Source organism: Streptomyces sp. NPDC002156 (assembly GCF_053593675.1).
In genome coordinates, this window is sequence record NZ_JBSFDA010000002.1 from 112,584 (window position 1) to 135,358 (window position 22,775).

A 22,775-nucleotide genomic window follows, 5' to 3' on the forward strand; every position below is an offset into this window, starting at 1 on the left:
GGCCGGCTGGAACTTTCAAAAGAGGTTGGCCAAGCAATGAACGAAATGAACGAGGAGTCCTGATGAGCCTGAGCACCGAGCAGTTGATCGCCGATGTCGCCGACGTGTTGTACCTCGAACCCGCGGAGATCGACTACGAGTTGAGCCTTCGCGACCAGGGGATGGACTCGGTGCGCCTCATGGATCTGGTGGAACGGTGGCGCACCGCGGGGGTGGACCGGATCGACTTCATCACCCTGGCCGAGGACTCGCGACTGGGTCACTGGATCGAGGTCATGGAGAAGCTCCAGGCTGGTGACGAAGTGGCTTCATGACCCTGTAGTAGGGCGGTCGCCGGGCTCGTCGTGGACGACCCGGCCGGACTGCTCGGCAGGCCCGCAACCTCAGGTCACGGTGCCAGCACTCGCAACGTGTTACCCCACCCCACGAGCGACGTCGTGATCACTTTCAATCCGGCGCCGGCGATGACCGCCTCGAGTTCGTCCTCGGTGCGGTATCCGGACCCGTGGAGCGTCAACCGCAGAATGTCGAGTTCCGCGTCATGTTCGTCCAACTCGGCGGGATCGAAAGTGTCCTCCACCAACAGCACCCGGCCACCGGGGCCCAGGCTCGCAGCGGCCTGCTGAAGAATGAGCTTCGCCTCCGCGTCACGGTACTGCCCGAGCGTGTCGATGATCAGTACGGCGTCCGCAGGTTCGGTCTTTTCGAACACCGACTGCTCGACAATCCGTATCCGGTCGCGTCGCGTCGCATCCGCGATGCTGATCGGAATGTCCCTGCGGAACCAGTCCGCCCCGGTAGGCAGCGCCACGACGGTCACCGTCGCCTCCGGATGCCCCGCAGTGAGGTAGTCGGCGTGGACCACCGCACCAGCCGCGTGGACAACCACCTTGCCGACGCCTCCGAGCACGGGTGATTTCGCGAGCGGCTCGGCGAGTACCTGCGCGAACCGGGACTTGCCCTCCAGACGCTTGTGCTCAAAGGTCGCATCGCTGCGGAGAGCGTTCCAATCCTTGCCGGTCACCGACTCCAACACCGGATGATCGTGGCGGACCGCCGCTTCAAGACCGAAGAATGCCTGCGACATACGGAAGTCGACCCCGCCGGAAACCAGGTGATCGAGCACGGACTCGCTGGTCAGGAACTCGCCGGTCTCACTGAGCTTGTATTCGTCGCCTTCCTGTTCCAGGAGTTCGATCGCCTTCAGGTACCGCAAGAACTTCGCCAGGGAGCGTTCGTTCGCGCCGGTGTGCAGTGCGAGCGCGGGTACGGTGCGCACTCCGCGGCTGATGCAGTCGGCGATGCCGAGATTCGCGGCCGTCCGAATTGCCAACGGCGGAAGCAGCTCGGACATCTCGTGGAACTTGTCGAAGGCCTCGTCGTTGCGCTCGGGGTCCGGCATGGAGGGGTCTTCGTCCAACGCCACAACCTCTGCGCGCCGCCAGTAGCCGGTGAAGTCGATGTCGGACTTGTCGACACCGCGCTCCTCGATGAGATACCGCCGCAGATCGCGTACTACGGACTGTTCCCCGGCGAGCCAAGCGAACATCGAGCCTTCTCGCCGGCGGCCGGCCTCGCGTACTGCCCGCAGCAGCAACGGCTCGGATCCCGCTGCCAGTCCGTTCCGCACGATCCAGGTCACCTCGACACCGGGGCGTTCCGGGAAGTCGATGCGGTGCGACTCCTCGGCCACCTCGATGTAGACCTCGGCCTGTGCGTCGTCGGGCAGTTCCCCGAGCAACCGGTCGATCGCCGGGACGGCCGTGTCGTCGCCGACGACGAGGTACCAGTCGTAACCTTCGGGCCGCCTGGTGGAGACCGAAGGTCCCCCGACGTGGAGGCGATCGCCGGGGTTCGCCCGGTACGCCCACGTCGTCGCGACGCCCACACCATGTTTCACGAAGTCGATGTCGAGCTCGCGGGCCTGCGCGTCGTAACGCCGTACCGTGTAGACCCGCCACAGCGCCGGCGGGTCGGCCGGCCACCTGTACTTGCCGTCCTTGTAGACCGGGACCACCGGCTCGCGTTCGCCGGGGTACGGGAAGATCAACCGGACGTTGTCGTCGAAACCCTCGCTGGCGAACTCGGGGAAGGCCGTACCGTCGCTTCCGGTGAACGATCCCAGCTGATCACCGGTCAGGGTCACACGGCGCATGCCGGGAGTGACATCGACAACCCGCGCCACCTCCAACTCCCGCAGGACAATGGTGTGTACGACGGTGGGGCGGGCACGACGCGGCACGGCGACTCCTCATCGAGCAGGTGGCGTACCGGAACGCGGTGTGCCACTAGTCAGACACCAAAGCTTAGCATTGCCTAACCTAACGAATATTCTTCAACTCGACCCGGAGGGTTGACGTTCGACGGCGGCCCGACGGAGTTGGTCTGCCAGCGCTGCTCGGAGATCGGTGACCACTTTTTCCGCGAAGCCGAGGAAAGTGATCGTTGTCGTGTCCGGGGCGATGTGATACCGGACAACCGCGCGATACAACTGCTCGGTGCCCTCTGGGGTTGGTGACCCGCTGTCCGGCCCATAGACCCGTGTGAGGATCACCGCGGGCGAGGGGGCACGCCGCAATGCTCGGCGTCCGGCCTTGTTGTGGTAGCGCAGCAGTGCCAGCTCGGCGGTCGCGGTCGGCTCGGCCTCGTCGAGAGCGATGGTGGCGACCGCGGTGAACGGACCGACTGACATCGGGTTGTCATCGGGAGTCAGCGGGACATCTTCGTCGACCACGCCGCCGATCAGTGGTGCGATTCCTGTTGAGTGGAGCGCGTTGCGGATGGCTTTGCTGACGACGCCTTCGGTGAGGGAGCTGTCCCAACGGAAGGTGGAGACGGTGGCATGAGCAAAGGTGGGTACGTCGATCGTCCGGGCTCGGGCGAGAAGGCCCTTCCAACGATCGAGGCCGTCCGTAGCGACCGCGTCGCCGGCTGCTTCGATGGCTTCGAGTACAGGGAGGAGCGCTGGTGAGCGGGACACTTCCACTACGCCGGACACTGCCTGCTGAAGTGCCTCCGCCAGATGGTGCAGGGAGGCTCGGTCGACGGTTGCCGCGTGGACGGCGAGCACCGCAACCGTCTGCTCGGGGTTGTGTGTGAATGCGAGGGCAGCCGCGCGGCCGGTCGAGATGTCGATGAGATCAACGGCGGCCGACCTGATCGCGTCAACGTCGACGTTCGTGTCGGCGGTCAGCTCCACGGTCTGGGGCTGGACTGTTTCTGGAGGTAGGAGGTAGGTGAACCAGAGCCGCCGGCCGCTAGCGTCAACTGACAGGCGAAGCGCGTCCGTGTCAGCGACGAGTGAGCGGAAAGACGAGGCGACCGATTCGCTCGTCGACCGCGCGGGCAAGTTGATCAGCTCGGTGAAGACGTACTCATCGGGCGCGGCGTCCGCCTCGCGCAAGCGCTCGAGGGCAGCAGAAGTCGGCACAAGAACCGGCTCGGCCGAAATGGCGCTGTGCGTCGGCGGCGCAAGCAGCGCGGCGAGGGCGCCGATGGTCCGTCGTACGAACACCTCGGACAGTTTGAACGTGAGATCGTGCTCACGAGCGCAGGCAACGAGTCGTGCCGCGGAAATGCTGTCGCCACCCAGGCGGAAGAAGTCGTTGTCCACGCCGAGGTCGACGTCGTCGCTGAGGTGCAGTACGTCGCGGAAGATGCCGGCGAGGGCGATCTCGGTGTCGGTTTCCGGTGGCCGGCCGTCGGCTGTGCCGGCAGCCAGGCTCGGTTGCGGCAACGCGCGGCGATCCAGTTTCCCGTTCGCCGTGACCGGGAATCGGTCCAGGCGCAGGAACGTCGCGGGCACCATGTAGTCCGGCAGCGACTGCACGAGATGCTCGCGCAGCGCGTCGAACAGCACCGCGTCCTCGGCCGTCGTAGCACTGGCCGTCGTGGCACTGGCCGTGGTCACGTATGCCGCGAGGTACTTCCCGCCGGCCGGGTGATCCAAGGTGGCGATCGCCGCGCCCGTTACTCCTGGATGCTGTTCGAGGACGGCGCTGATTTCACCGAGTTCGATTCGGTATCCGCGTATCTTCACCTGGTCATCACTGCGGCCGAGGTATTCCAACTGCCCTTGGGAGTTCCACTGCACGACATCGCCGGTGCGATACAACCGTTCGCCCTGCTCGCTGAACGGATCAGCCACGAATCGGTCAGCGGTCAGACCCGCGCGAGCCACATATCCATCCGCGAGTTGCACCCCGCCCAGGTAGAGCTCACCTGCCACACCGACCGGCACCGGACGCAACCACGTGTCCAGGACACGCACCGTCGTGTTCGCCACCGGAACACCGATCGGCACCCCCACCGCGTCGACGAGCTCGGCCTGAACCACCGGGTGAGCGGTCACGTCCACGGCCGCCTCCGTCGGCCCGTAGAGGTTGTGCAACTCCGCGTTCTCGAACAGCGCGACGGCACCGGCCGCGGGCGACACGGGCAGTGCCTCGCCGGAGCAGAACACTCGTCGTAGCGAACCCACCGACGTCCGGTCCGGGTCCGAGGTGAGGAAGGCCTGGAGCATCGACGGAACGAAATGAGTGACCGTCACCGCGCGACGGTCGATCACTTCGAGCAGATACTGCGGATCCTTGTGTCCGCCCTCCTGCGCCACGACCACCACTGCGCCGGTGACCAGCGGCAGGAAGAACTCCCACACTGACACGTCGAACGTGAACGGGGTCTTCAACAGCACCCGATCCGAAGCACCGATCCGGTAGCGATCACGCATCCACCACAGTCGGTTGACTATTGCCTCGTGGTTGATCTGAACGCCCTTGGGGCGTCCGGTGGTGCCGGAAGTGAAGATCACGTACGCGGCATCCGACGGGAGTAGCGGACGCGAGACCCGCGGTGGGGCGATCGCGCCGGCATCGAGGTGTTGCCGCACCGATTCGTCGTCGATGAACAGGATGCGCACAGGATGATCGGTGAGCACGTGATCATGAACACCGGCGGTGTGCCGGTCTGTGATCACTGCACGTGGTTCGGCGTCCGCAAGAATGTGCTTGACGCGTTCGGCGGGGTAGTCGGGGTCGATCGGCACATACGCCGCCCCGGCACGGATCACCCCGGCCAACGCGACCACCAACTCGGCCGAGCGCGGCAGGGCGACCGCGACCCGATCCCCGACCCGCACGCCCTCCTCGACGAGGAGGTGAGCGAGAGCGTTGACCCGCGCATCGAGGTCGCCGTAGGTGAGTTCAGTGCCGTCATCAGCGATGACCGCGACCACGTCCGGGGTCGCCGCGACCTGTCGGCGTACCAACTCGTCAAGAGTCGCCCCGGGAACATCGAGCGTCTCACCACACGACCACGCGTCGAGTTGTCGCGACTCCGGTGCGGGCAACAGGTCCAGGTCACCGACCCGCGCCTCTGGACCGGCAGCGATCGTCTCCAGCACCGACTTGAGGACGGCGACAAACCGCTCAGCGGTAGCGCCATCGAACAGATCGGTCGCGTAAGAGAGCTTCCCCGACAGGCCGTTGAGGGAATCGAAGATGTCGAGGTCGAGATCGGTCTTGACCGCGCCCACCGCCGCGGGACTCGGTGTCGTCGTGACGTTCCCGATGCGCAGGCCGCCCGCGCGGCGGCTGTCGGCGACGCGGTGGGTGAGCATGATCTGGAAGAGGGGGTTGCGGCCGACGAACCGCTCGGTGCCCAGCGCACGGGTGATTTCCTCGAAGGGCGCGGCCTGGTGATCGAACCCGCCGAGCACCGTTCGCCTGGTGTTCCGCAGAACGTCGGTGATCGAGTCACCGGCGTGGAACCGATGGCGGATCGGCAGTGTGTTCACGAAGTATCCGACCAGGTCTTCCAGGCCGTCCTCGGTGCGTCCGCCGACCGGTGAACCGATCACCACGTCCGCACCGGCGCCCAGCGCCGAAACGGTCAGCGCGGTCGCGGCCTGCAGAGTCATGAACATGCTCACGCCCTGCGCATCCGCGACCTGTCGCAGGCTGGTCACCACCTGTGGATCGATAGTGAACCGCAGATCCGCACCGCGGTGGGTCGGTGCCACCGGTCGGGCCCGGTCCAGCGTGATCGCGGACTCTTCGGGCGCACCCGCGAGGACGTCCTGCCAATAGGCAAGATGCTCGGAAAGCAGCGAACCCGAATCCGACGCCTCCCCCAGGACCTCACGTTGCCAGATCGCGTAGTCCGCGTACTGGACCCGCAACGGCGTCCATCCCGGCTCCTGCCACGCGGCCCGCGCCTGATAAGCGGTCGACAGGTCGCTCAGCAGCGACGGGAACGACCATTCATCCACTGCGTGGTGATGTACCGCGACAACGAACACCCAGTCGTCAGCGCCGGCGCGTAGCAGCGCGACACGGATCGGGATGTCGACCGCGAGATCAAACCCGGCCTGCACCACCGCGCCCACCCGCGCATCCACGCCGGCAGCATCAACACCCGTGACATCCTCAACGAGCAGAGAGAGCCTGTCGGCCGTTTCGTCCGCTGGAAGGACGACCTGACGTAGCGTGCCGTCCTTCTCCACCAAGAGCGTGCGCAGCGCCTCGTGACGAGACACCACATCCCGTACCGCCATGATCAGAGCATCAGGATCCAGATCGCCGCCCAAACGCAGCACCACCGGCACCACATACCGCCCACCCGGCCCACCCAACTGATCAATCAGCCAGAGTGCTTGTTGTCCGTATGAGACTGGTAGTGGGGTTGGGCGTGGTAGGTCGCCGATTCGTGTGCTGGATGTCTCGGTGGTAGCGGTGGCGGTGGTGGTGTCGGCGATTCGGGCGAGTTCGCTGATGCGGGGGTGGTCGAAGACATCGCGCAACGTGAGTGCGGCGCCGAGCAGTGCGTTGGCTCGTGCGACGACTCGTGTGGCGAGCAGCGAGTGTCCGCCCATGCGGAAGAAGTCGTTGTCCACGCCGAGGTCGACGTCGTCGCTGAGGTGTAGTACGTCGCGGAAGATGCCGGCAAGGGCGATCTCGGTGGCGGTTTGCGGTGACCGGCCATCGGCGGCGCCCGCGGTCAGGTCTGGTTGCGGCAACGCGTGGCGATCGAGCTTCCCGTTGGCGGTGACGGGGAATCGGTCCAGGCGTGTGAACGTTGCGGGGACCATGTAGTCCGGCAGCGATCGTGCCAGGTGCTCACGGAGTTCATCGATCGACACCGCGTCCGTGGTCGTGGTGATGTACGCGGCGAGGTATTTTCCGCCGGCGGGATGGTCCAAGGCGGCGATCGCGGCACCCGATATTGCTGGGTGCTGTTCGAGGACGGCGCGGATTTCGCCGGGTTCGATCCGGTACCCGCGTATCTTCACCTGATCGTCGCTGCGACCGAGGTATTCCAACTCCCCTACGGAGTTCCATCGCACGACATCGCCGGTGCGATACAGCCGCGCGCCGTTGTCACTGAACGGATCAGCCACGAATCGGTCAGCGGTCAGGCCCGGGCGTGCGACGTATCCGTCGGCGAGTTGCACTCCACCCAGGTAGAGCTCACCTGCCACACCGACCGGCACCGGACGCAGCCACGCGTCAAGAACGCGTGCTGTCGTGTTCGCGACCGGTGCACCGATCGGGGTGTTGTCGGTGTGGGTGATGGTGGCCGCTGTGCCGTCGCCGGTGACCTCGGTCGAGCCGTAGAAGTTGTGCAGTACTGCTTGTGGTGCGGTCGTTCGCATGGCGGTCGCGGTACCTGGGGTGAGTGCTTCACCGGAGGAGACCCAGGACCGGATCGTGGTCAGCGCTGTGGGTGCGTCGTCGTGGCGGACGAGGACGTCGGCCAGGCTGGGCACGGTCAGCAGATGGGTGACACGGTGCCGGGCAATCGTGTCGAGCAGGCCGGCTGGATCCTGCGCGGTTTCTGCGGGCACGACCACGATTCGGGCACCGGCGATCATCGGCCCGAACAACTCGGTCACGGCATCGACAAACCCCACGCCGCTCTTCGACAGCGCCACATCATCTGGCTTGTAGTCCAGTACTTGCTGGCCCCATGCGAGGCGGTTGGCGAGCGCGCGGTGCGTGAGGGCCACGCCCTTCGGGTTGCCTGTCGTTCCTGAAGTGAAGATCACGACAGCAGCGTCGAGGTCGTTCAGCGGCCGGGCTGGAACGGGGGCGGTTTCCTGACCGGCGGCCAGGTGCTGCTGTATGTCGCGGTCATCGATGCGGAGTAGCGGTGCGGGATGTTCGCCCAGTGCGTTTTTGTGTGTTCCGGCGGTCTGTTGGTCGGTGATCACGACGCTGGGTGCGGCGTTGTCGAGGATGTGCTTGATGCGTTCTGCGGGGTATCCCGGATCGATCGGCACGTAGGCCGCTCCCGCGCGCATCACTGCGGTAAGCGCCACGACCAGGTCAACCGAGCGCGCCATGGCGATCGCGACGCGGTCCCCGACCCGCACACCCTCCTCGATCAGGAGGTGAGCGAGAGCGTTGACCCGTGCATCGAACTGACTGTAGGTGAGTTCGCTGCCGTCGTCGGCGACGATCGCGACCGCGTCCGGATCGGCCGCGACCCGGCGGCGCACCAGCGCGTCCACTGTCGTCGGCGCGACATCGAGCGTCTCGCCTGGTGCCCACGTCAAGTCCGGGCCATCGGCATCGGGTGAGAATCCGGTACTCAGTTCGTGCAGGGTTTGGGCCGGGGCCCCGTCGAGGACGGCGTTGAGGAAACGGCTGAATTGTTCGGCGTGCAAGAGCGGATCGCTCGTGGCGGATCCGGTGGACAGCTCCAGCCGGATTCCGGTGTCGGGGTTGCGGTAGATCGCGAGGTCGAGCGAGCCGACCGGGCCGGTGCTGATCGTTTCGGGGACCGCGGCAATGTCGCCCAGGCGCGGCGTCGATTCGAAGAGTCTGATGTTGATCGTCGGGAGCGTGAGGTACGAGGCTTGGCCGCTTGGCCATAGACGGGCGATCTGGTGATCTTCGACAGCCGTGTGACGCCGCGAATTCTTCAGCTGGCTCGCGACGATCCCGAGAACATTTCCGAAGGTGTCGTACGGGCTGATCTCGGTGACGACCGGGATTGCCCTCGATATCGCGCTCGGTGTTTTCAGTGATTCACGATCGTCTCGCAACATCAGAGGAACCCGGACCGCCACACAGTCACGACCATCGACCAGAGCGGTGTAGACACCCCACAACGCGATCAGGGAATCAGTCCAGGAGACCCGAGCCGCGCGAGCGAACTGCTGAACCTTCGAGTAGGCGTCATCAGGTATCGGAACGACAACCGGTCGACTCGACGACACGAAGACCCCGGACAAGTCCTCCACGATCTCGTGGCCGGCGGAATCGATTCCGAGGACACTGCTCCAGTAGGTGGCGTCTACTTCGGCGCTGGAATCGTTGTGCTTGTCGGCGTCTGTGATGTTTTTCAGGGTGCCGAACCAGCGATCCGGGACCGAATCGCCGGCCTGCTGTGCGGAGTAGACCTCGGCGACGCGGCGTATGAACAGAGAGATGCTGTAGCCGTCGACGAGCAGGATGTTGGTGATCAGGATCCATGCCCAGGTGCCGTTCTCACGGCGGATCAGGGTCGAGCAGGTCGTCGGCTCTCCGGCGGTGGCTGGTGCTGCGGTGAGTTGTTCGCGGGCCAGTACCCGGATCTGGTCGTCGCCATGGCCCGCGTCGACGATCTCTGTCGTGAGTGTCGTGGCGGTGTCGATGTATTGAAAAGGGACACCGTCGTCGTCGCCGAAACGTACCCGCAACGCGTCGGTCTCCGCGAAAACAACACCGACCGAGGACGCGAACAGGGCCGGATCGACCGGGCCGTTCAGCCAGATCAGCTGACCTGCGCAGAATACCGAGGACTCGGGAGCAAGCTTCCGTGCCACCCAGTTGCCGCGCTGACTCGCAGTCAACTCCACACGATCAAAAGTCGTCAACGGAAGCACACCCACTTCTCTTGAGACCAGGTCGAGCCGACCGAGGCAAGGATCACCGTAACCCTAATGAAGGTTAGGCTAACCTTGCAACGTGGTGCCGCCCAACCCAGCACCGCCGAAGCGCTGTCCGGGAAACGCGGGGCACGGTGTGCGTGGTCAGGTCGTTTCGGTAGTGGGTGCCGCTGGTGGGCGTTCACGGCCCAAGGGCACAACTGACGGGGTACCGGCGACCGGATCGGGTACGACGAGGCAGCGGAGTCCGAAGACCTCCTGCACGAGGTCTGCGGTCACGATCTCGGCCGGCGGGCCTTCGGCGACGACACGGCCGTCCTTCATGGCGATCAGGTGGGTGGCATAGCGGGCGGCATGGTTCAGGTCGTGCAGCACGGCGACCAGGGTGTGGCCGACGTGGTGCAGGTCGGTGAACAGCTCCATCAGCTCGATCTGATGGGTGATGTCGAGGAAGGTGGTCGGCTCGTCGAGCAGCATGATGCTCGTGTGCTGCGCGAGCGCCATGGCCACCCACACCCGCTGGCGCTGACCACCCGACAACTCGTCCACCAGACGGCCGGACAGCTCGGTGACCGAGGTCTGGTCCATCGCCCGCAGTACGGCCTGCTCGTCGGCCTCGGTCCACTGCCGGGTGAACCCCTGATGCGGAAACCGGCCCCTGGCCACCAGATCGGCCACGGTGATGCCCTCGGGGGCGATGGAGGACTGCGGCAGCAGCCCGACCCGCCGCGCCACCTCCTTGGTCTTGAACGAGTTGATGTCGGCGCCGTCGAGAACGACCCGCCCGGCCGACGGTTTCAACAGCCGGGACAGGCCACGCAGGAGGGTGGACTTGCCGCACGCGTTCGGACCCACGATCACGGTGAACGACTCGTCGGGGATCGCCACCGACAGCTCTCGGGAGATGACGCGCTTGTCGTAGCCGATCGTCGCCGACTCCACGTGGAGGCGTGAGCCGCTCGGGTGCGGAGTGGACGCGGGTGCGTCTCCCCCTGCCGCAAGGCCGTTGGCGGCGCTGGTGTGGGTGCTCAAAGGTGTCTCCTGGCCTCGGTGATCAGCAGCCAGCCAAGGTACCCACCGCCGAGCATGACGGTGATGATGCCGACCGGCAACGGGGTTGGGGCGACGTGCTGGGCGATGTAGTCCGCCGTCAGACAGAGCAGCGCGCCGACCAGTGCGGCGGGAGCGAGGGTGATCCCCGCGCTGCGGGTCAACCGGCGTGCGATCTGTGGCGCGACCAGCGAGATGAACGCGATCGGGCCCGACGCGGCCGTGACCGTCGCCGTCAACGCCACCCCCAGCACGATCAGCCCGAGACGAGTTGCCGAGACCCGCACGCCCTGGGCCGCCGCCGCATCGTCACCCAGCTCCAGTTGCCGCATCTTCCGGCTCGACATCCCCGCCAGCAGCAGGAGTACGGCAATGCAGGCGCCGCCGAAGACGACCTGGCCCGAGGAGATGCCGTTGAGCGACCCGGCCCGCCAGGCCGCGGCGGCCATCGCCTGGTCCAGGTCGGCTTTGAGGATCAGCCAGACGTTGAGCGAGCCGAGCATCGCCGAGAGGCCGAGGCCCACGATGATCAGGCGGAACCCCTGCACACCTCGCCGGTAGGCGAGCAGGTACACGGCGACGGCCGTCGCGATTCCGCCGATCAGGGCTCCGCCGACCAACTGCCAGTAGGTTCCGTTGACGAGGAGGAGCACGACCAGCGCCCCGGTGTACGAGCCGTCGGCGAACCCGATGATGCCGGGGTCGGCGAGCGGATTGCGCAGCGTCGACTGGAAGACCGCGCCGCTCACCCCCAGCGCGGCGCCGAACACGACCGCCGCAGCGACGCGGGGCAGCCGCCACTCGACCACGATGTCGTGGACGAGCCCGGTCGTCCCACCGGTCAGCGAGGAGATCACCTCGCCCGGACTGAGCTGGTACGAGCCTGTCATCAGCGCGAGAACGGCCATGCAGGCGATCGCCAGCGCGAGGACCGAGCAGACGACGACCGAGCGCCAGTCGAACCGCACCGCGACGCTCCGGCGCCGCAGCACCAGCACCCGCCGCCCGAAGTCCACGCGGCGCGTCCCCGGCGACCAGGCCGTCCGGGAGGAGCCGGCGTGCGGATCGAATCCGCTGTGCGCGCTCATAGCCCGCTCGCTTTCTTCTGCCGCACCAGCGCGATGAGCACGGGGGCGCCGACGAAGGCGGTGACGATGCCCACGGGGATCTCGCCGGGCCGCATCACGACCCGCCCGAGAATGTCGGAGGTCAGCAGCAGGATCGGGGCCAGCAGCACGCTGTAGGCGAAGATCCAGCGCTGGTCCGGGCCGACGAACCAGCGTGCGACGTGCGGGACCATCAGCCCGACGAAGCCGATCGGCCCGGCGATCGCGGTGGCGCCGCCGGCGAGCAGGGTCAGCGCGATGATCGCGAGGATCCGGGTGCGCACCAGCCGGACGCCTTGGGCGGCGGCCAGCTCGTCACCGAGAGCCATGGCGTTGAGCGAGCCTGACACCGCGAAGACCAGGATGAACGCGATCGCGAAGAACGGCAGGGCCGGCCACAGCAGGTCGAGCGGGCGGCTCACGATCGAACCCGCGTTCCAGGACCGTATCGCGTCGAAGGCGTCCGGGTTGGTCAGCTCAAGTGCCTGACCAGCGCCGTTGAGCACCAGGGTGACGCAGACCCCGGCGAGAACCGTCGTCACCGGCGATTGGCCGCGTCGGGTCGACCCGAGGGCGAGCACCACGAGTGTGACGATCAGCGCTCCGCCGAAGGCGAACCACATGTAGCTCTGGATGTCGCGGACTCCGAGCACCCCCACGGCGACCGTCACCGCGAAGGTGGCGCCCGCGTTCACTCCGAGGATGCCCGGATCGGCCAGCGGATTTCGGGTCAGCGCCTGGATCAACGCCCCCGCGACCCCCAGCGCCGTACCCACGACCAGTCCGACGATGGTGCGCGGCAGCCGGAAGTCCCGGATCGCGAACTGGTCGATGTCCTTCGTCGGATGGAACAGGGCATCCCACACCACGGCGGGCGGGATGGTCGTCGAACCGATCAGCATACTCGCCACCAGCAACCCCAGGAGCACCGCGAGCGCGACGACCAGGCCGATCACACGACGACGCGGCCCGGACACCGCCTTGGTGCCCGGACCGACGGGTCGTCGCAGCGCGAGGTCCGTCACTGCTTGGCGGGGAGGGTCGCCAGTGCGGTGTCGAGCGACGCCAGGTATCGCAGAACGGCACCGTAGGAGTTGTTGCCGGGGCAGAAGACCCCGAGCGCGTGACCGGACTTCACGGTTGACAGCGCCTTCCAGGTGTTGGTCTTGACCACCGGAGCGAAGACCTCTGTCGGCTGGCCCTTGGCGTCGGCGGGGTAGGTGATCACGTTGTACTTGGACAGCTTCGTGAGCTGCTCGAAGGGCAGGGACGTATAGGCCAGGGGGTCGGCGCCGGCGGCTGCCTTGGGGAAGTTCAGGCCGATGTCGTCCTGGGCGATCTCGACGCACCCGATGTCCGCGATGACGAACGTCCCGGGGTCGGAGTTCGCGTAGCGGTCGAGATTGACGAACTTGGTGTTCTTGATGACGTCCGCGTAGGTCTGCTTTATCTTGGCGATGCGTCCGTCGTAGTCCGCCTTCTGCCGGTCGAGCGCAGCCTGAACGTTGCCGGCTTGCGCGATCCCCTCGGCGAGTGACTTCCACTCGGTGTCGAGCCCCCAGAAGACTGTCGGGGCGATCGTCTCGAGTTGCTTCTCGATCTTCTTGAACTCGGCATCGGGAATCTGGACCAGGATGACGTCCGGCTTGAGGCTGGCGACCTTTTCGAGATCCACCTCGTCGCCGAGGTTCGTGGCCTTCTTGAACGTTGCCTGCTGCCCCTCCGGCAACAGGCTGAGGTCGGACTCGGCCACCCCGGTGACGCCCACCGGCTTGCCACCCATGTCGATGAACGGCAGGTCCGTGTTGCCGATCGTGACAACCCGCTGCGGGGCGGTGGGGACCTTGATGTCGCCGTTGCCGGCCTTGACGGTGCGGGTCTCGGCAGTCTTGCCGGCGGTCTTGTCGCCGCTGGTGTCGGAGCTGTCGTCGGAGCTGCCGCAGGCCGTGAGGACGAGCGCGGCGCTCAGGATCGCGGCGGTCAGGGCCGCACGGCGCCGTCTCGGGTGTGTCGTGGTCATGAGTGTGCTTTTCCTTTTCTTCTTCATCGGAGCGCGGGGGGTGGTCAGTGGGGGCCGGCGGGTACGAGTTCGTGGACGGTGGTGCCCCAACCGACGGTGTGCGTGGCTGTGCGGACCAGTCCGGCGCGAGTGATCACCGAGTCGAGTTCGGCTGCGGTGCGCAGGCCGGAGCCGTGCACGGTGAGGCCGAGCAGGTCTGCTTCGCCGTCGTGCTCGGCCAGGGCGCCGGTGTCGAAGAGCTCCTCGATCAGCAGCACCCGGCCGCCGGGGAGGAGGTTCTCGGCTGCCCGGCGCAGTGCGTGGGCGGCGTCCGGGTCGGGCAGGGCTTTGAGGGCGCGGCTGATGAACACGGCGTCGGAGGCTGGGCCGGGCTCGAAGACGGATTGCTCGATCACGCCGACCCGCGCGCGCTGCTGTTCGTCGGGGATGGTGGCGGGCAGGTCGCGGCGCAGCCAGTCGGCCTGGGCGGGCAGCGCGCAGATCGTCACGCGCAGGTCTTCGTGGACGGCGACGAACTCACCGGCCTGGGCGCCCGCGCCACCGGAGTGGATCACCAGATGCCGGACCCCGGCGAGCAGCTCGGACTTGGCGATCGACATGGCCAGCGCGGGCTGGAACTTCGCCAGGCGTTCCAGGTAGCGGTCCTCGTAGTCCTGTTCGGCTCGCACGTGGGTGAAGGTCTGCCCGGTCACAGATGCGTAAGAGGGACGGCCGGTGCGGATCGACTTGGTGAGTCCATGGACGCCGAGCATCTCCCGGCCTACCACCCCAGCAGGGTGCAGAGTGTCGGCCATGAACTCGTTGGTCAGAACCTCGCCCACCGCCGTCAGCCCGTAGCGGCCCGGTTCGGTTTCGGTCACGATGTCCACGGTGTGCAGGTAGCGCAGCAGCTTGCCCAGCGCCCGCTCATCGCATTCGGTCCTGCCCGCCAGGTCCGCGACACCGGTGACACCGCGGGAGATCAGCTCGGGTACACCCAGCTCGACGGCGGTGCGGATCGCGATCGGCCGGATCAGCTCGGTCAGCTCGTGGAGCTTCTCGAACGGCGTGATCGACTTCTCGGGGTCGGGTACCGCCTCGTCAGTCTCCAGGACGACGACCTCGCCGCGGCGCCAGTATCCGGTGAACTCGATGTCCTCCTTCGACACTGCCCGGTCTTCGACCAGATGGCGACGCAGATCCCGTACCGCCGTGTGCTCCCCGGCGACCCAGGCGAACGGACGACCCTCCCACCAGTCGGTGTTCCCGACCGCGTCCCGCAGGAGGCTGGTCGTACCCGCCTCAGCGCCGTCGCGTACCAACCAGGTCACCTCGACGTGTGGCAGCGCCCGCAGTTCCAGCCGGTGAGCGTCCTCGGCGACCTCGACGAACACCTGTGCCCGCGCGCTGTCAGGGAGTTCGTCGAGCAGGCGGGCGATCGCGGGGATCGCGGTGTCGTCACCGGCGACAAGGAGCCAGTCCGTGTCGTGCGGGAGCGCACGAGACACGCTCGGGCCGTAGAAGTGGATGCGGTCACCGACCTGGGCGCGGTACGCCCAGGTGGTACCCACGCCGACGCCGTGCCTGACGAAGTCCACGTCCAGCTCGCCTGCCTCGGGGTCCCAGCGGCGCACCGTGTAGACCTTCGACAGGGGCCGCGGGTTCCTCGGCAGGTCCACGCCCTTCTCCTGCTGCACCGGCAGCACCGGCTCGGCACGGCCGGGGTGACGGAACACCAGACGGATGGCGTCATCGAATCCAGGGGAGTCGAAGGCCGGCTGCGGGAAGCCGTTCGCCGAGGTGAACTCGCGGAGCTGCTCGCCGCTCAGCGTGATCCGTCGCATCCCCGGCGTCAGGTCCACCACCCGCACGACTTCGACCTCCCGCAGGGTCAGGGGATACACCGTGAGACGGCGTGAGGTCTTCGGCATGCTGAGAGCGGGCCTTTCCGATCTTCCTCCGGGCTGATGAGGTCGCGCTCCATCGACGCAAGCCTCGGATCATATTAGGTAACCCTTACCTAAAAAGCCAGCTTTGAACACCGGCTGCCCGCCGCCGACTTCGGGAGCACGGTCGGATTCGACAGGTCATCCCCGCCGTCCGTTGCTGATCTGGGTCCACAGCGGCACAGCACACGTACGCATCGACGGCGCCGAGGCGTTCCACCTCAAGGCCGGAGCGGGCGCCTGGATTCCCGCGGACGGGTGGAACCACCGTGCGGTTGTGACCGATCCGGGCACGGTTGCCGGCATGGTCGCAGCGTCGGGATAGCTCAACGCAGAGCAGATCAACCCGGCCGTGGCGGGCGGCTTCCGTGTCGAGGGCGATCGGCGGGCTTGACGCTGCTTGCGTGGCGAAGGCCGCACCGGCTCCAACGCCGAAGCGACTGCGCAGTAGCCCACCCCGAACTCACGCTGCAACGCCCGATTCGTCAGCCCAGCACGAGCTGACGACGGATCGCGGCGTTCAGAACCGGCGACATGCCCGCCTCTACCGACAGATCCGAAGGAGCCTGCCGCCAACCCAGTGGTGTCGGGACTCACCTGTGAAATCACACTGGTCGAGTCGGGTGCCGGTGGCCGGCTCAAGTTCAGTGGGCCACTGCAGTTGCCGGTGGAGAACCATGCCGCCCACAAGCACCCGTTCGCGATATCACCGGCTTGGTACCGAAGGCTCACCTCACGCGAGAGGAAACCTGATCGTCCGCCCCTGGGACCGGCTCGGCGAGGTCGTTGCCCAAGGCGATGATGCGGTTGGTGGCGTCGACGTGTACGACCTTGGGCTGGTAGCCGGCCAGTTCGGACTCCTCGGCCAGCACGAAAGACATGATGATCACCAGGTCGCCGGGGTGGACGAGATGTGCCGCCGCGCCGTTGATGCAGATCTCGCCACTTCCAGCGGGCCCGATGATGATGTAGGTCTCGAGACGGGCCCCGTTGGTGATGTCGACGACTTGAACCTTCTCACCTTCGGTCAGGCCCGCGGCACGTGCGAGGTCTTCATCGAGTGTCAGCGAACCCACGTAGTGCAAGTCGGCCTGGGTGACGGTGGCGCGGTGGATTTTTCCGCCCAGGACTTCGCGAAGCATGTCCGGCTCCTCTTCCTCTATGAGTTGTGCGGGGTGGGTTCTGCGGATCAGTCGATGATGTTCGGGCCGACTTGCTACGCAAGGGCGGCATCGGAGGTGCCGGCGGCCTTGTCGGTGTTGTGTGTCTCGTACCGGGAAATGTGATCGCGCAACGACTTCGGGCGGATGTCGGTCCAGTGCTCGTCGATCCAGTCGAGTACTTCCTGGCGCGGTCTGCCGCCGGGTTCGCCGTACGCGATGCTCCAACCGGTCGGCACCGGCTTGAACGTCGGCCACAACGAGTGTTGCTCCTCGCGGTTGATCAACGCGTAGAAGGAACCGTTGTCGTCGTCGAACGGGTTCTGGGCCATGAGTGCTGCTCCTCGTTGTTCCTATCGGGGGTCGGTCCGGATCGCAGCAGGCAATCGTGGCCGGGTGGCGGGGTGATCGGGCTGCTCGCCGGTGATCGCACGCAGAATGTCGGCGGCGCGGACCGCGACGTTGGACAGCAGGGACGAGGTCAACCCGTGACTGTGCAGGACCCCGCCGTTGAGGAAGATCCGTTCGGGAACGCTGCGCAGACGCAGCCGGTAGTCACGCTCGACGATCGGGAGATCCCCCTCGAACGAGGACGACCCGTCAATGCTCGGCCCGAGCATGCTGCTGGTGTCCGTGGGGCGGAACCCGGTGGCGAAGACGGCAGCGTCGACCTCGAGCGTGGTGCTGCCCCGGTTTCCCAGGTCACGGATCGTCACTGCGACCCCGTCGGAGCCCTCGCTCAGCCGCTCGATCCCGGTGACCCGGTGCACGATCAGCCGACGCACACCACGCGTGCTTTCGTCGTACTCACGCCGGTAGAGATCCTTGATGAGGTCGGCATCGACGGCGGAGTAGTTGGTCTGCCAGTGATGGTCCAGCAGTTGCTGCTTGAGCTCCGGCGGTGCCGTGTAGAACTCGTCGACCGCCTCCGGATCGAAGATGCGGTTGGCGTAGGGCGTGTCATCGGACGGGGTATAGCCGTACCGGCGGAAGGACGCGTGTACTTCGGCATCGGGATACGAATCGTGGAGGTACGCAGCGACCTCCGCCGCACTTTGCCCGGACCCTACGACAAGGAAGCGGCCGTGCGGCCGCGAGGGCAACTCGGCGAGCCTGTTCAGCAACTGATGGTTGTGGAACACCCTGGCTCCCGGCACGATCCCCTCCGGCAGCACCGGCCGGCTACCGGAGCCGATCACCACATGACGTGCCGCGACCCTCGTCACTTCCGAGCCGTCGACCACGGTCTCGAGCGCGACCTCGAACCTCCCGCCACTCCAGTCGATACAGGTCGCCCTCGTACCATAGGAGACCGGAAGGTCGATCCGGCTCGCGGCCCAGCTCAGGTACCCGTGGAACTCGCGTCGCGTCGGGAAGAACGTCTTGAGATTGATGAAGTCGGAGAACCGACCCTCCTCATGCAGGTAGTTCAGGAACGTGAACGAACTGGTCGGGGTCCGCGGCGAGACCAGATCTTTCAGGAAACTGATCTGCATGGTCGCGCCCGGCAGCAACATCCCGTCATGCCACCCGAACTGCCGCCGGACATCGACAAACCTCGCCGTCAGCCGTCGGCCCGCACGGCGACGATCATTGAGTTCCTCAATCGCGATCGCCAGGCTCAGGTTCGACGGCCCGAAACCGATACCAAGAATGTCGACCTCGCCGTCGGCACCATCTCCCGATCCGAGACGACGGTCACCGCCCTTGAGCAACTCATCCTTCGTCATCCGGTAACGGCCCCTTTTGCCACAGGTCGCGAACGAACGGCGCAAAGACCGGCCATCCCTCATCGAGGGCCAACCATAGCACCAATAACTTAGGTAAACCTAACCTCAGTTGGTGTGCGCCGCAAGCCACCGCGACGCACCTCTGAGGAGATCGCCTGTCCGATCGGCGGCCGACGCTCGTCCCGAGGCATGCGGGCCGCACGGCGGCTTCCGACCGCACGTGTGCACGCGTCCTGAGCAGCGGCTCAGGCGAGCGAGCCGGCACGTCGCCCGATCACCATTCCCGCGGTCAGGCCAGCGCCTGTCGGGTAGTTCGCGCTGAAGAGCCCGCCGAGCGTTTCACCGCACGCGAAGAGTCCGGGGATGGGCTCACCCGACCGATCAAGCACCCGGCCGTCAACGTCACCGCGAAGGCCACCGAAGGTGAAACTGATTCCACAAGTCACCGGATACGCGTAGTACGGCGGCGCCTCGACCGCCGATGCCCAATTGCTCTTGACGGGCTCCACCGCTGCGCTGCGGCCATCCTTGATCGTCGCATCGAGCGGACGGCTGGTGTCGATCGATGAGTTGAACTCCCGAACCGTCCGCACGAATCCGTCGACATCGACATCCATGGCCGTGGCAAGCTCTTCGACGCTGTTGGCGACAAGCGGGACGATCCCGGGCATCTCGTACTCGTACGCCGCCAGCATCGGGCGCGACTTCGCATCGAATACCTGAAACGCCACCGAACCCGGCTGTTCGAGGATCACCTTGCCGTACTTCGCGTACGTGTAGTTGCGAAAGTCCGCGCCTTCGTCGAAGAACCGTTGACCCCGCCGGTTGACGACGATGCCGAGCGGATAGCCGTACCGGCTGAGCCGGTTCGTCAAGGCGCGATTGCTCTCGTTCTCGGGAAATGACGCGTCCCACGGAACGCTGTGGCAAGTTGACCAGTCGCCTCCACGATCTGCACCTATCTCCAGCGCCGCGCCGATCAGGTCACCGGTGTTGTACGGCGTTCCACGCACCTTCGCGTGCTGCCAGCCGTCTCCCAGGTAGCGCTGACGCCATTGCGCATTCGCCTCGAAACCGCCGCTGGCGATCACCACCGACTCCGCCGGCAGCTCCTGATCGCCTATCCGAACGCCAACGACCGAACCACCATCGGTCATCAGCCCCGTGACCGAGCAGCTGTAGTGCACCTCGACTCCGAGTCGTGATGCGACGCGCTCATGGGCCGACATCAGCCCAGGTCCGCCGTCGACGTTGCGCACGTGCGATCCACCCCAGAACGCGAAGGTCCCGTCGGGACGTTCGTGGGCTTGCCGCTCGTACATCAACTGGAATCGCAGCCCCAATGCATGCAGCCAGCGGACAGCGTCACGCGAGCCTTCGACGACAGCCTCGGCAAGTTCCTTGTCGCCCCGCCCTCCGGTGACCCGCTCCAGATCGGCCAGGAACTCCGCCGCCGGATACGGCGGGACCTCGGTACGCGCGTGACGCTCATCAGGCTCGAGGACCTCGAGCAGGTCGCCGAGCCCGTCGTGCACCATCCGGGTCGAACCCAGGGTGTAGTAGCTGTTCCCACCGGCATGCGCCCGCGGTGCCTTCTCCAGCAGCACTACGCGTCGCCCACGCTCGGCCGCCGCGTGAGCTGCGCAGTAACCGGCGTTTCCGCCGCCCACCACAACAACCTCCGGATCGCGCATGTCCACCTCCCCACCGACAGCGACATTCCTTCGGGAACCAAGCTGCCTCGTCAACCCAGGTGAATCGCCACCGACAACCCGACCGGCCGGCATCGACCGTGGCCAGGCTGAGCGGCGGCACTGTCCGTGTGAGCCGCAGCCGGTCCTTGGTCCGCCGCTCAACCTGCAGCAATGTAGCTTAGCCTTACCTAAATTGAATGTTCGTGTGTTCTGGACCACTGCCACTGATGTGACAAGTCGGGCGAGGGGGCGTGCGCGGTGGCTTGACGGCCGGTTGAAGGTGATCAACCACGCCTCGCCGTACATCGCGTCGTTGAATGCCTTGCGCGCCGTGGCCACGATCCGGTGCGTCGACGCGATACCGACCGGGCGGGGACACCTCACCAACGCCCGCTTCTCCGGGTCGCGGCTCTTGCGCAGGTCCTCGATCAGGTCGTTGAGCTCCTACGGGATGCTGGTGGCCGGCAAGCCATCCCGCCCACACTGGCGCAACATCCTTGAGACCGGCACCGAGTCCTGCCGAAACTGACCATCAGACGATGTCGGAGCTCACATCCGCAGCCAACCAGTGCGCGGCAACCCGCTCAGCCCCTTGGCTTGATAGCGCTCGCGCCGCTGAACTTGCGCCGCTGAAGCAGCTTCTGGCAGCCAGATCCGCCCCGCTCGCAGACCCCATCCGTGAGACTCAGGCACTGGAGCCGGGCGGTCAACATAGGTTAGGCTAACCATATGACTCGAGTTGCTGTGTTGGGAGCCCGCGGGCGGATGGGCGTGGCGTCGGTCCGCGCAATTGAGGCCAGCTCCGACTTGACCGTGGTTGCCGAGATCGACGTTGATGACGACGTGCAAGACATCGTCGACCACAACGCTGATGTCGTGCTCGTGTTCTCGCCACCGGACGTTGCCCACGAGCAGGTCCAGTGGTGCATCAAGCAAGGCATTCATGTGGTGGTGGGGACATCCGGCTTCGACGAGCAGGCTGTGGAGCAGATCCGCGCCGCGCTGGTCGACCATGGTGACGTCAGCGTGTTCGTCGTTCCGAACTTCTCGGTCAGTGCGGTGCTGATGACCAAGTTCGCCACAAAGGCCGCCCCGTTCTTCGAGTCTGTCGAGATCATCGAGATGCATCATCCTGACAAGGTGGACGCGCCATCGGGAACGGCGCAGCACACGGCCGAACTGATCGGTCGCGCTCGCGCCGAAGCGGATTGCGCCCCGTCACCCGATGCCACCTACCTCGACCCATATGGCGTGCGGGGCGGGCGGATCGAGGGAGTCTCCGTACACTCGGTCCGAGTCCGTGGGTTCATGTCATCACAAGAGGTGCTGTTCGGCGTCGACGGCGAAATTCTGAGGCTGCGATACGACTCCGTGACACGCGAGTCACTCATGCCCGGAGTGCTCACCGCGCTACGCGCCGCCCCAAATCTCACCGGAGTGACGGTCGGACTCGACGCCGTACTGGGCCTGGACTGAATCGAAGCAACGACAGGGCAACGTATGGACCTTGCGCCAGGTCCTGGCGCTGGTCGGCGCCGGATACCGGGTGGCGACCTTCGATGCCCGCGGGATCAGCCCGATGCCTCGGCAGGCAGAGTCCGACTTTCTCCTCGTGCGGCGAGGAGTGGCGATGGCGGCGCACGGGCGCCTCGACGAGGTGAACGGGCGCCTGACCGCTGGCGAGCGACACTGTTCGATACGTCCGTGGCGTTGCCGGTTGAGTACAAGGCCGCAATCGACGCGATCTTGAACGTTTCGTTCTCCCCAGCGGCTTGAACGGTGCCTGCGGCAGCCGTGTTCGCGTCGCCGATCCCGGTATTGGGGCGTTCGTGAGTCGATTACTCAGAGCCAGTCCCGCCGCTTGAAGATGATGTACAAACTGGTGCAGACAGCAGCCATTAGTAGCACCGCGAATGGGTATCCGAGTACCCAGTGCAACTCTGGCATGTGTTCGAAGTTCATCCCGTAGATCGTCCCGACGAGCGTCGGGGCGAACAGAATGGCCGCCCACGACGAGATCTTCTTGAAGTTGTCTACCGAGCCGCTCTGACCTGCGGCGATGCCGTATTCACCGACTCTGACCTGCGCAGATAATCCTTTCGGACTCTTTCCGGATCGTGCCGCGTTACGCAGTCGATTCTCCCCACGCGCTCCCCAGCGCGGCCCATACTCCCCAGATTCTCCCCAGGATGGATGTCGGAGGACAGCCGTCGAGTGTG

General features: G+C 66.0%; 13 protein-coding genes and 1 pseudogene. 2 read left to right on the forward strand and 12 right to left on the reverse strand.

Annotated features, from left to right (window positions below; all coding sequences use genetic code 11):
• Positions 1-62: 62 nt before the first annotated feature.
• Positions 63-314: a phosphopantetheine-binding protein gene (locus ACWCRB_RS01955; protein WP_210587078.1), complete on the forward strand. Its 252-nt coding sequence runs from the start codon at positions 63-65 to the stop codon at positions 312-314.
• Between the two features lie 74 nt (positions 315-388).
• On the opposite strand, the gene ACWCRB_RS01960 is transcribed toward ACWCRB_RS01955, so the two are convergent.
• The 11 genes from ACWCRB_RS01960 to tcuA form a co-directional block, all read right to left on the reverse strand.
• Positions 389-2,242, reverse strand: a complete 1,854-nt coding sequence (locus tag ACWCRB_RS01960) for an SIP domain-containing protein (protein ID WP_450994132.1) — start codon at positions 2,240-2,242, stop codon at positions 389-391.
• A gap of 93 nt (positions 2,243-2,335) precedes the next feature.
• Complete coding sequence (locus ACWCRB_RS01965; RefSeq protein ID WP_450994133.1) at positions 2,336-9,841, reverse strand: amino acid adenylation domain-containing protein; 7,506 nt, start codon at positions 9,839-9,841, stop codon at positions 2,336-2,338.
• A gap of 174 nt (positions 9,842-10,015) precedes the next feature.
• Entirely contained in the window at positions 10,016-10,903 is an 888-nt protein-coding gene (locus ACWCRB_RS01970) for an ABC transporter ATP-binding protein (RefSeq protein WP_450994134.1), read from the reverse strand.
• Positions 10,900-12,009 (reverse strand): FecCD family ABC transporter permease, encoded by a 1,110-nt coding sequence (locus ACWCRB_RS01975; RefSeq protein WP_450994135.1) that lies wholly within the window; start codon positions 12,007-12,009, stop codon positions 10,900-10,902. Before ACWCRB_RS01975 ends, ACWCRB_RS01970 begins: the two co-directional genes overlap by 4 nt.
• A complete protein-coding gene (locus ACWCRB_RS01980) occupies positions 12,006-13,052 on the reverse strand; it encodes a FecCD family ABC transporter permease (RefSeq protein ID WP_450994136.1) in 1,047 nt (348 codons plus the stop codon). The genes ACWCRB_RS01975 and ACWCRB_RS01980 overlap by 4 nt, the downstream gene beginning before the upstream one ends.
• A complete protein-coding gene (locus tag ACWCRB_RS01985; protein ID WP_450994137.1) occupies positions 13,049-14,047 on the reverse strand; it encodes an ABC transporter substrate-binding protein in 999 nt (332 codons plus the stop codon). Before ACWCRB_RS01985 ends, ACWCRB_RS01980 begins: the two co-directional genes overlap by 4 nt.
• A gap of 44 nt (positions 14,048-14,091) precedes the next feature.
• A complete protein-coding gene (locus ACWCRB_RS01990) occupies positions 14,092-15,957 on the reverse strand; it encodes an SIP domain-containing protein (protein WP_450994138.1) in 1,866 nt (621 codons plus the stop codon).
• Between the two features lie 743 nt (positions 15,958-16,700).
• A complete protein-coding gene (panD, locus tag ACWCRB_RS01995) occupies positions 16,701-17,114 on the reverse strand; it encodes an aspartate 1-decarboxylase (protein ID WP_450994139.1) in 414 nt (137 codons plus the stop codon).
• Between the two features lie 74 nt (positions 17,115-17,188).
• Positions 17,189-17,464 carry an MbtH family protein gene (locus tag ACWCRB_RS02000; RefSeq protein ID WP_450994140.1) on the reverse strand — a complete coding sequence of 92 codons (276 nt, stop codon included), beginning with the start codon at positions 17,462-17,464 and terminating at the stop codon, positions 17,189-17,191.
• Between the two features lie 21 nt (positions 17,465-17,485).
• Positions 17,486-18,862, reverse strand: a complete 1,377-nt coding sequence (locus ACWCRB_RS02005) for a lysine N(6)-hydroxylase/L-ornithine N(5)-oxygenase family protein (RefSeq protein ID WP_450994141.1) — start codon at positions 18,860-18,862, stop codon at positions 17,486-17,488.
• Between the two features lie 245 nt (positions 18,863-19,107).
• Positions 19,108-20,556, reverse strand: coding sequence for an FAD-dependent tricarballylate dehydrogenase TcuA (gene tcuA, locus ACWCRB_RS02010; RefSeq protein ID WP_450994142.1), 1,449 nt, complete (start codon positions 20,554-20,556; stop codon positions 19,108-19,110).
• Between the two features lie 729 nt (positions 20,557-21,285).
• Between tcuA and dapB the strand changes: the two genes are divergently transcribed.
• Entirely contained in the window at positions 21,286-22,032 is a 747-nt protein-coding gene (gene dapB / locus ACWCRB_RS02015; protein ID WP_450994143.1) for a 4-hydroxy-tetrahydrodipicolinate reductase, read from the forward strand.
• A gap of 366 nt (positions 22,033-22,398) precedes the next feature.
• Here dapB and ACWCRB_RS02020 read toward each other — a convergent pair.
• Positions 22,399-22,590: pseudogene (locus tag ACWCRB_RS02020) on the reverse strand (CorA family divalent cation transporter); the annotation flags it as partial.
• Between the last annotated feature and the right edge of the window lie 185 nt (positions 22,591-22,775).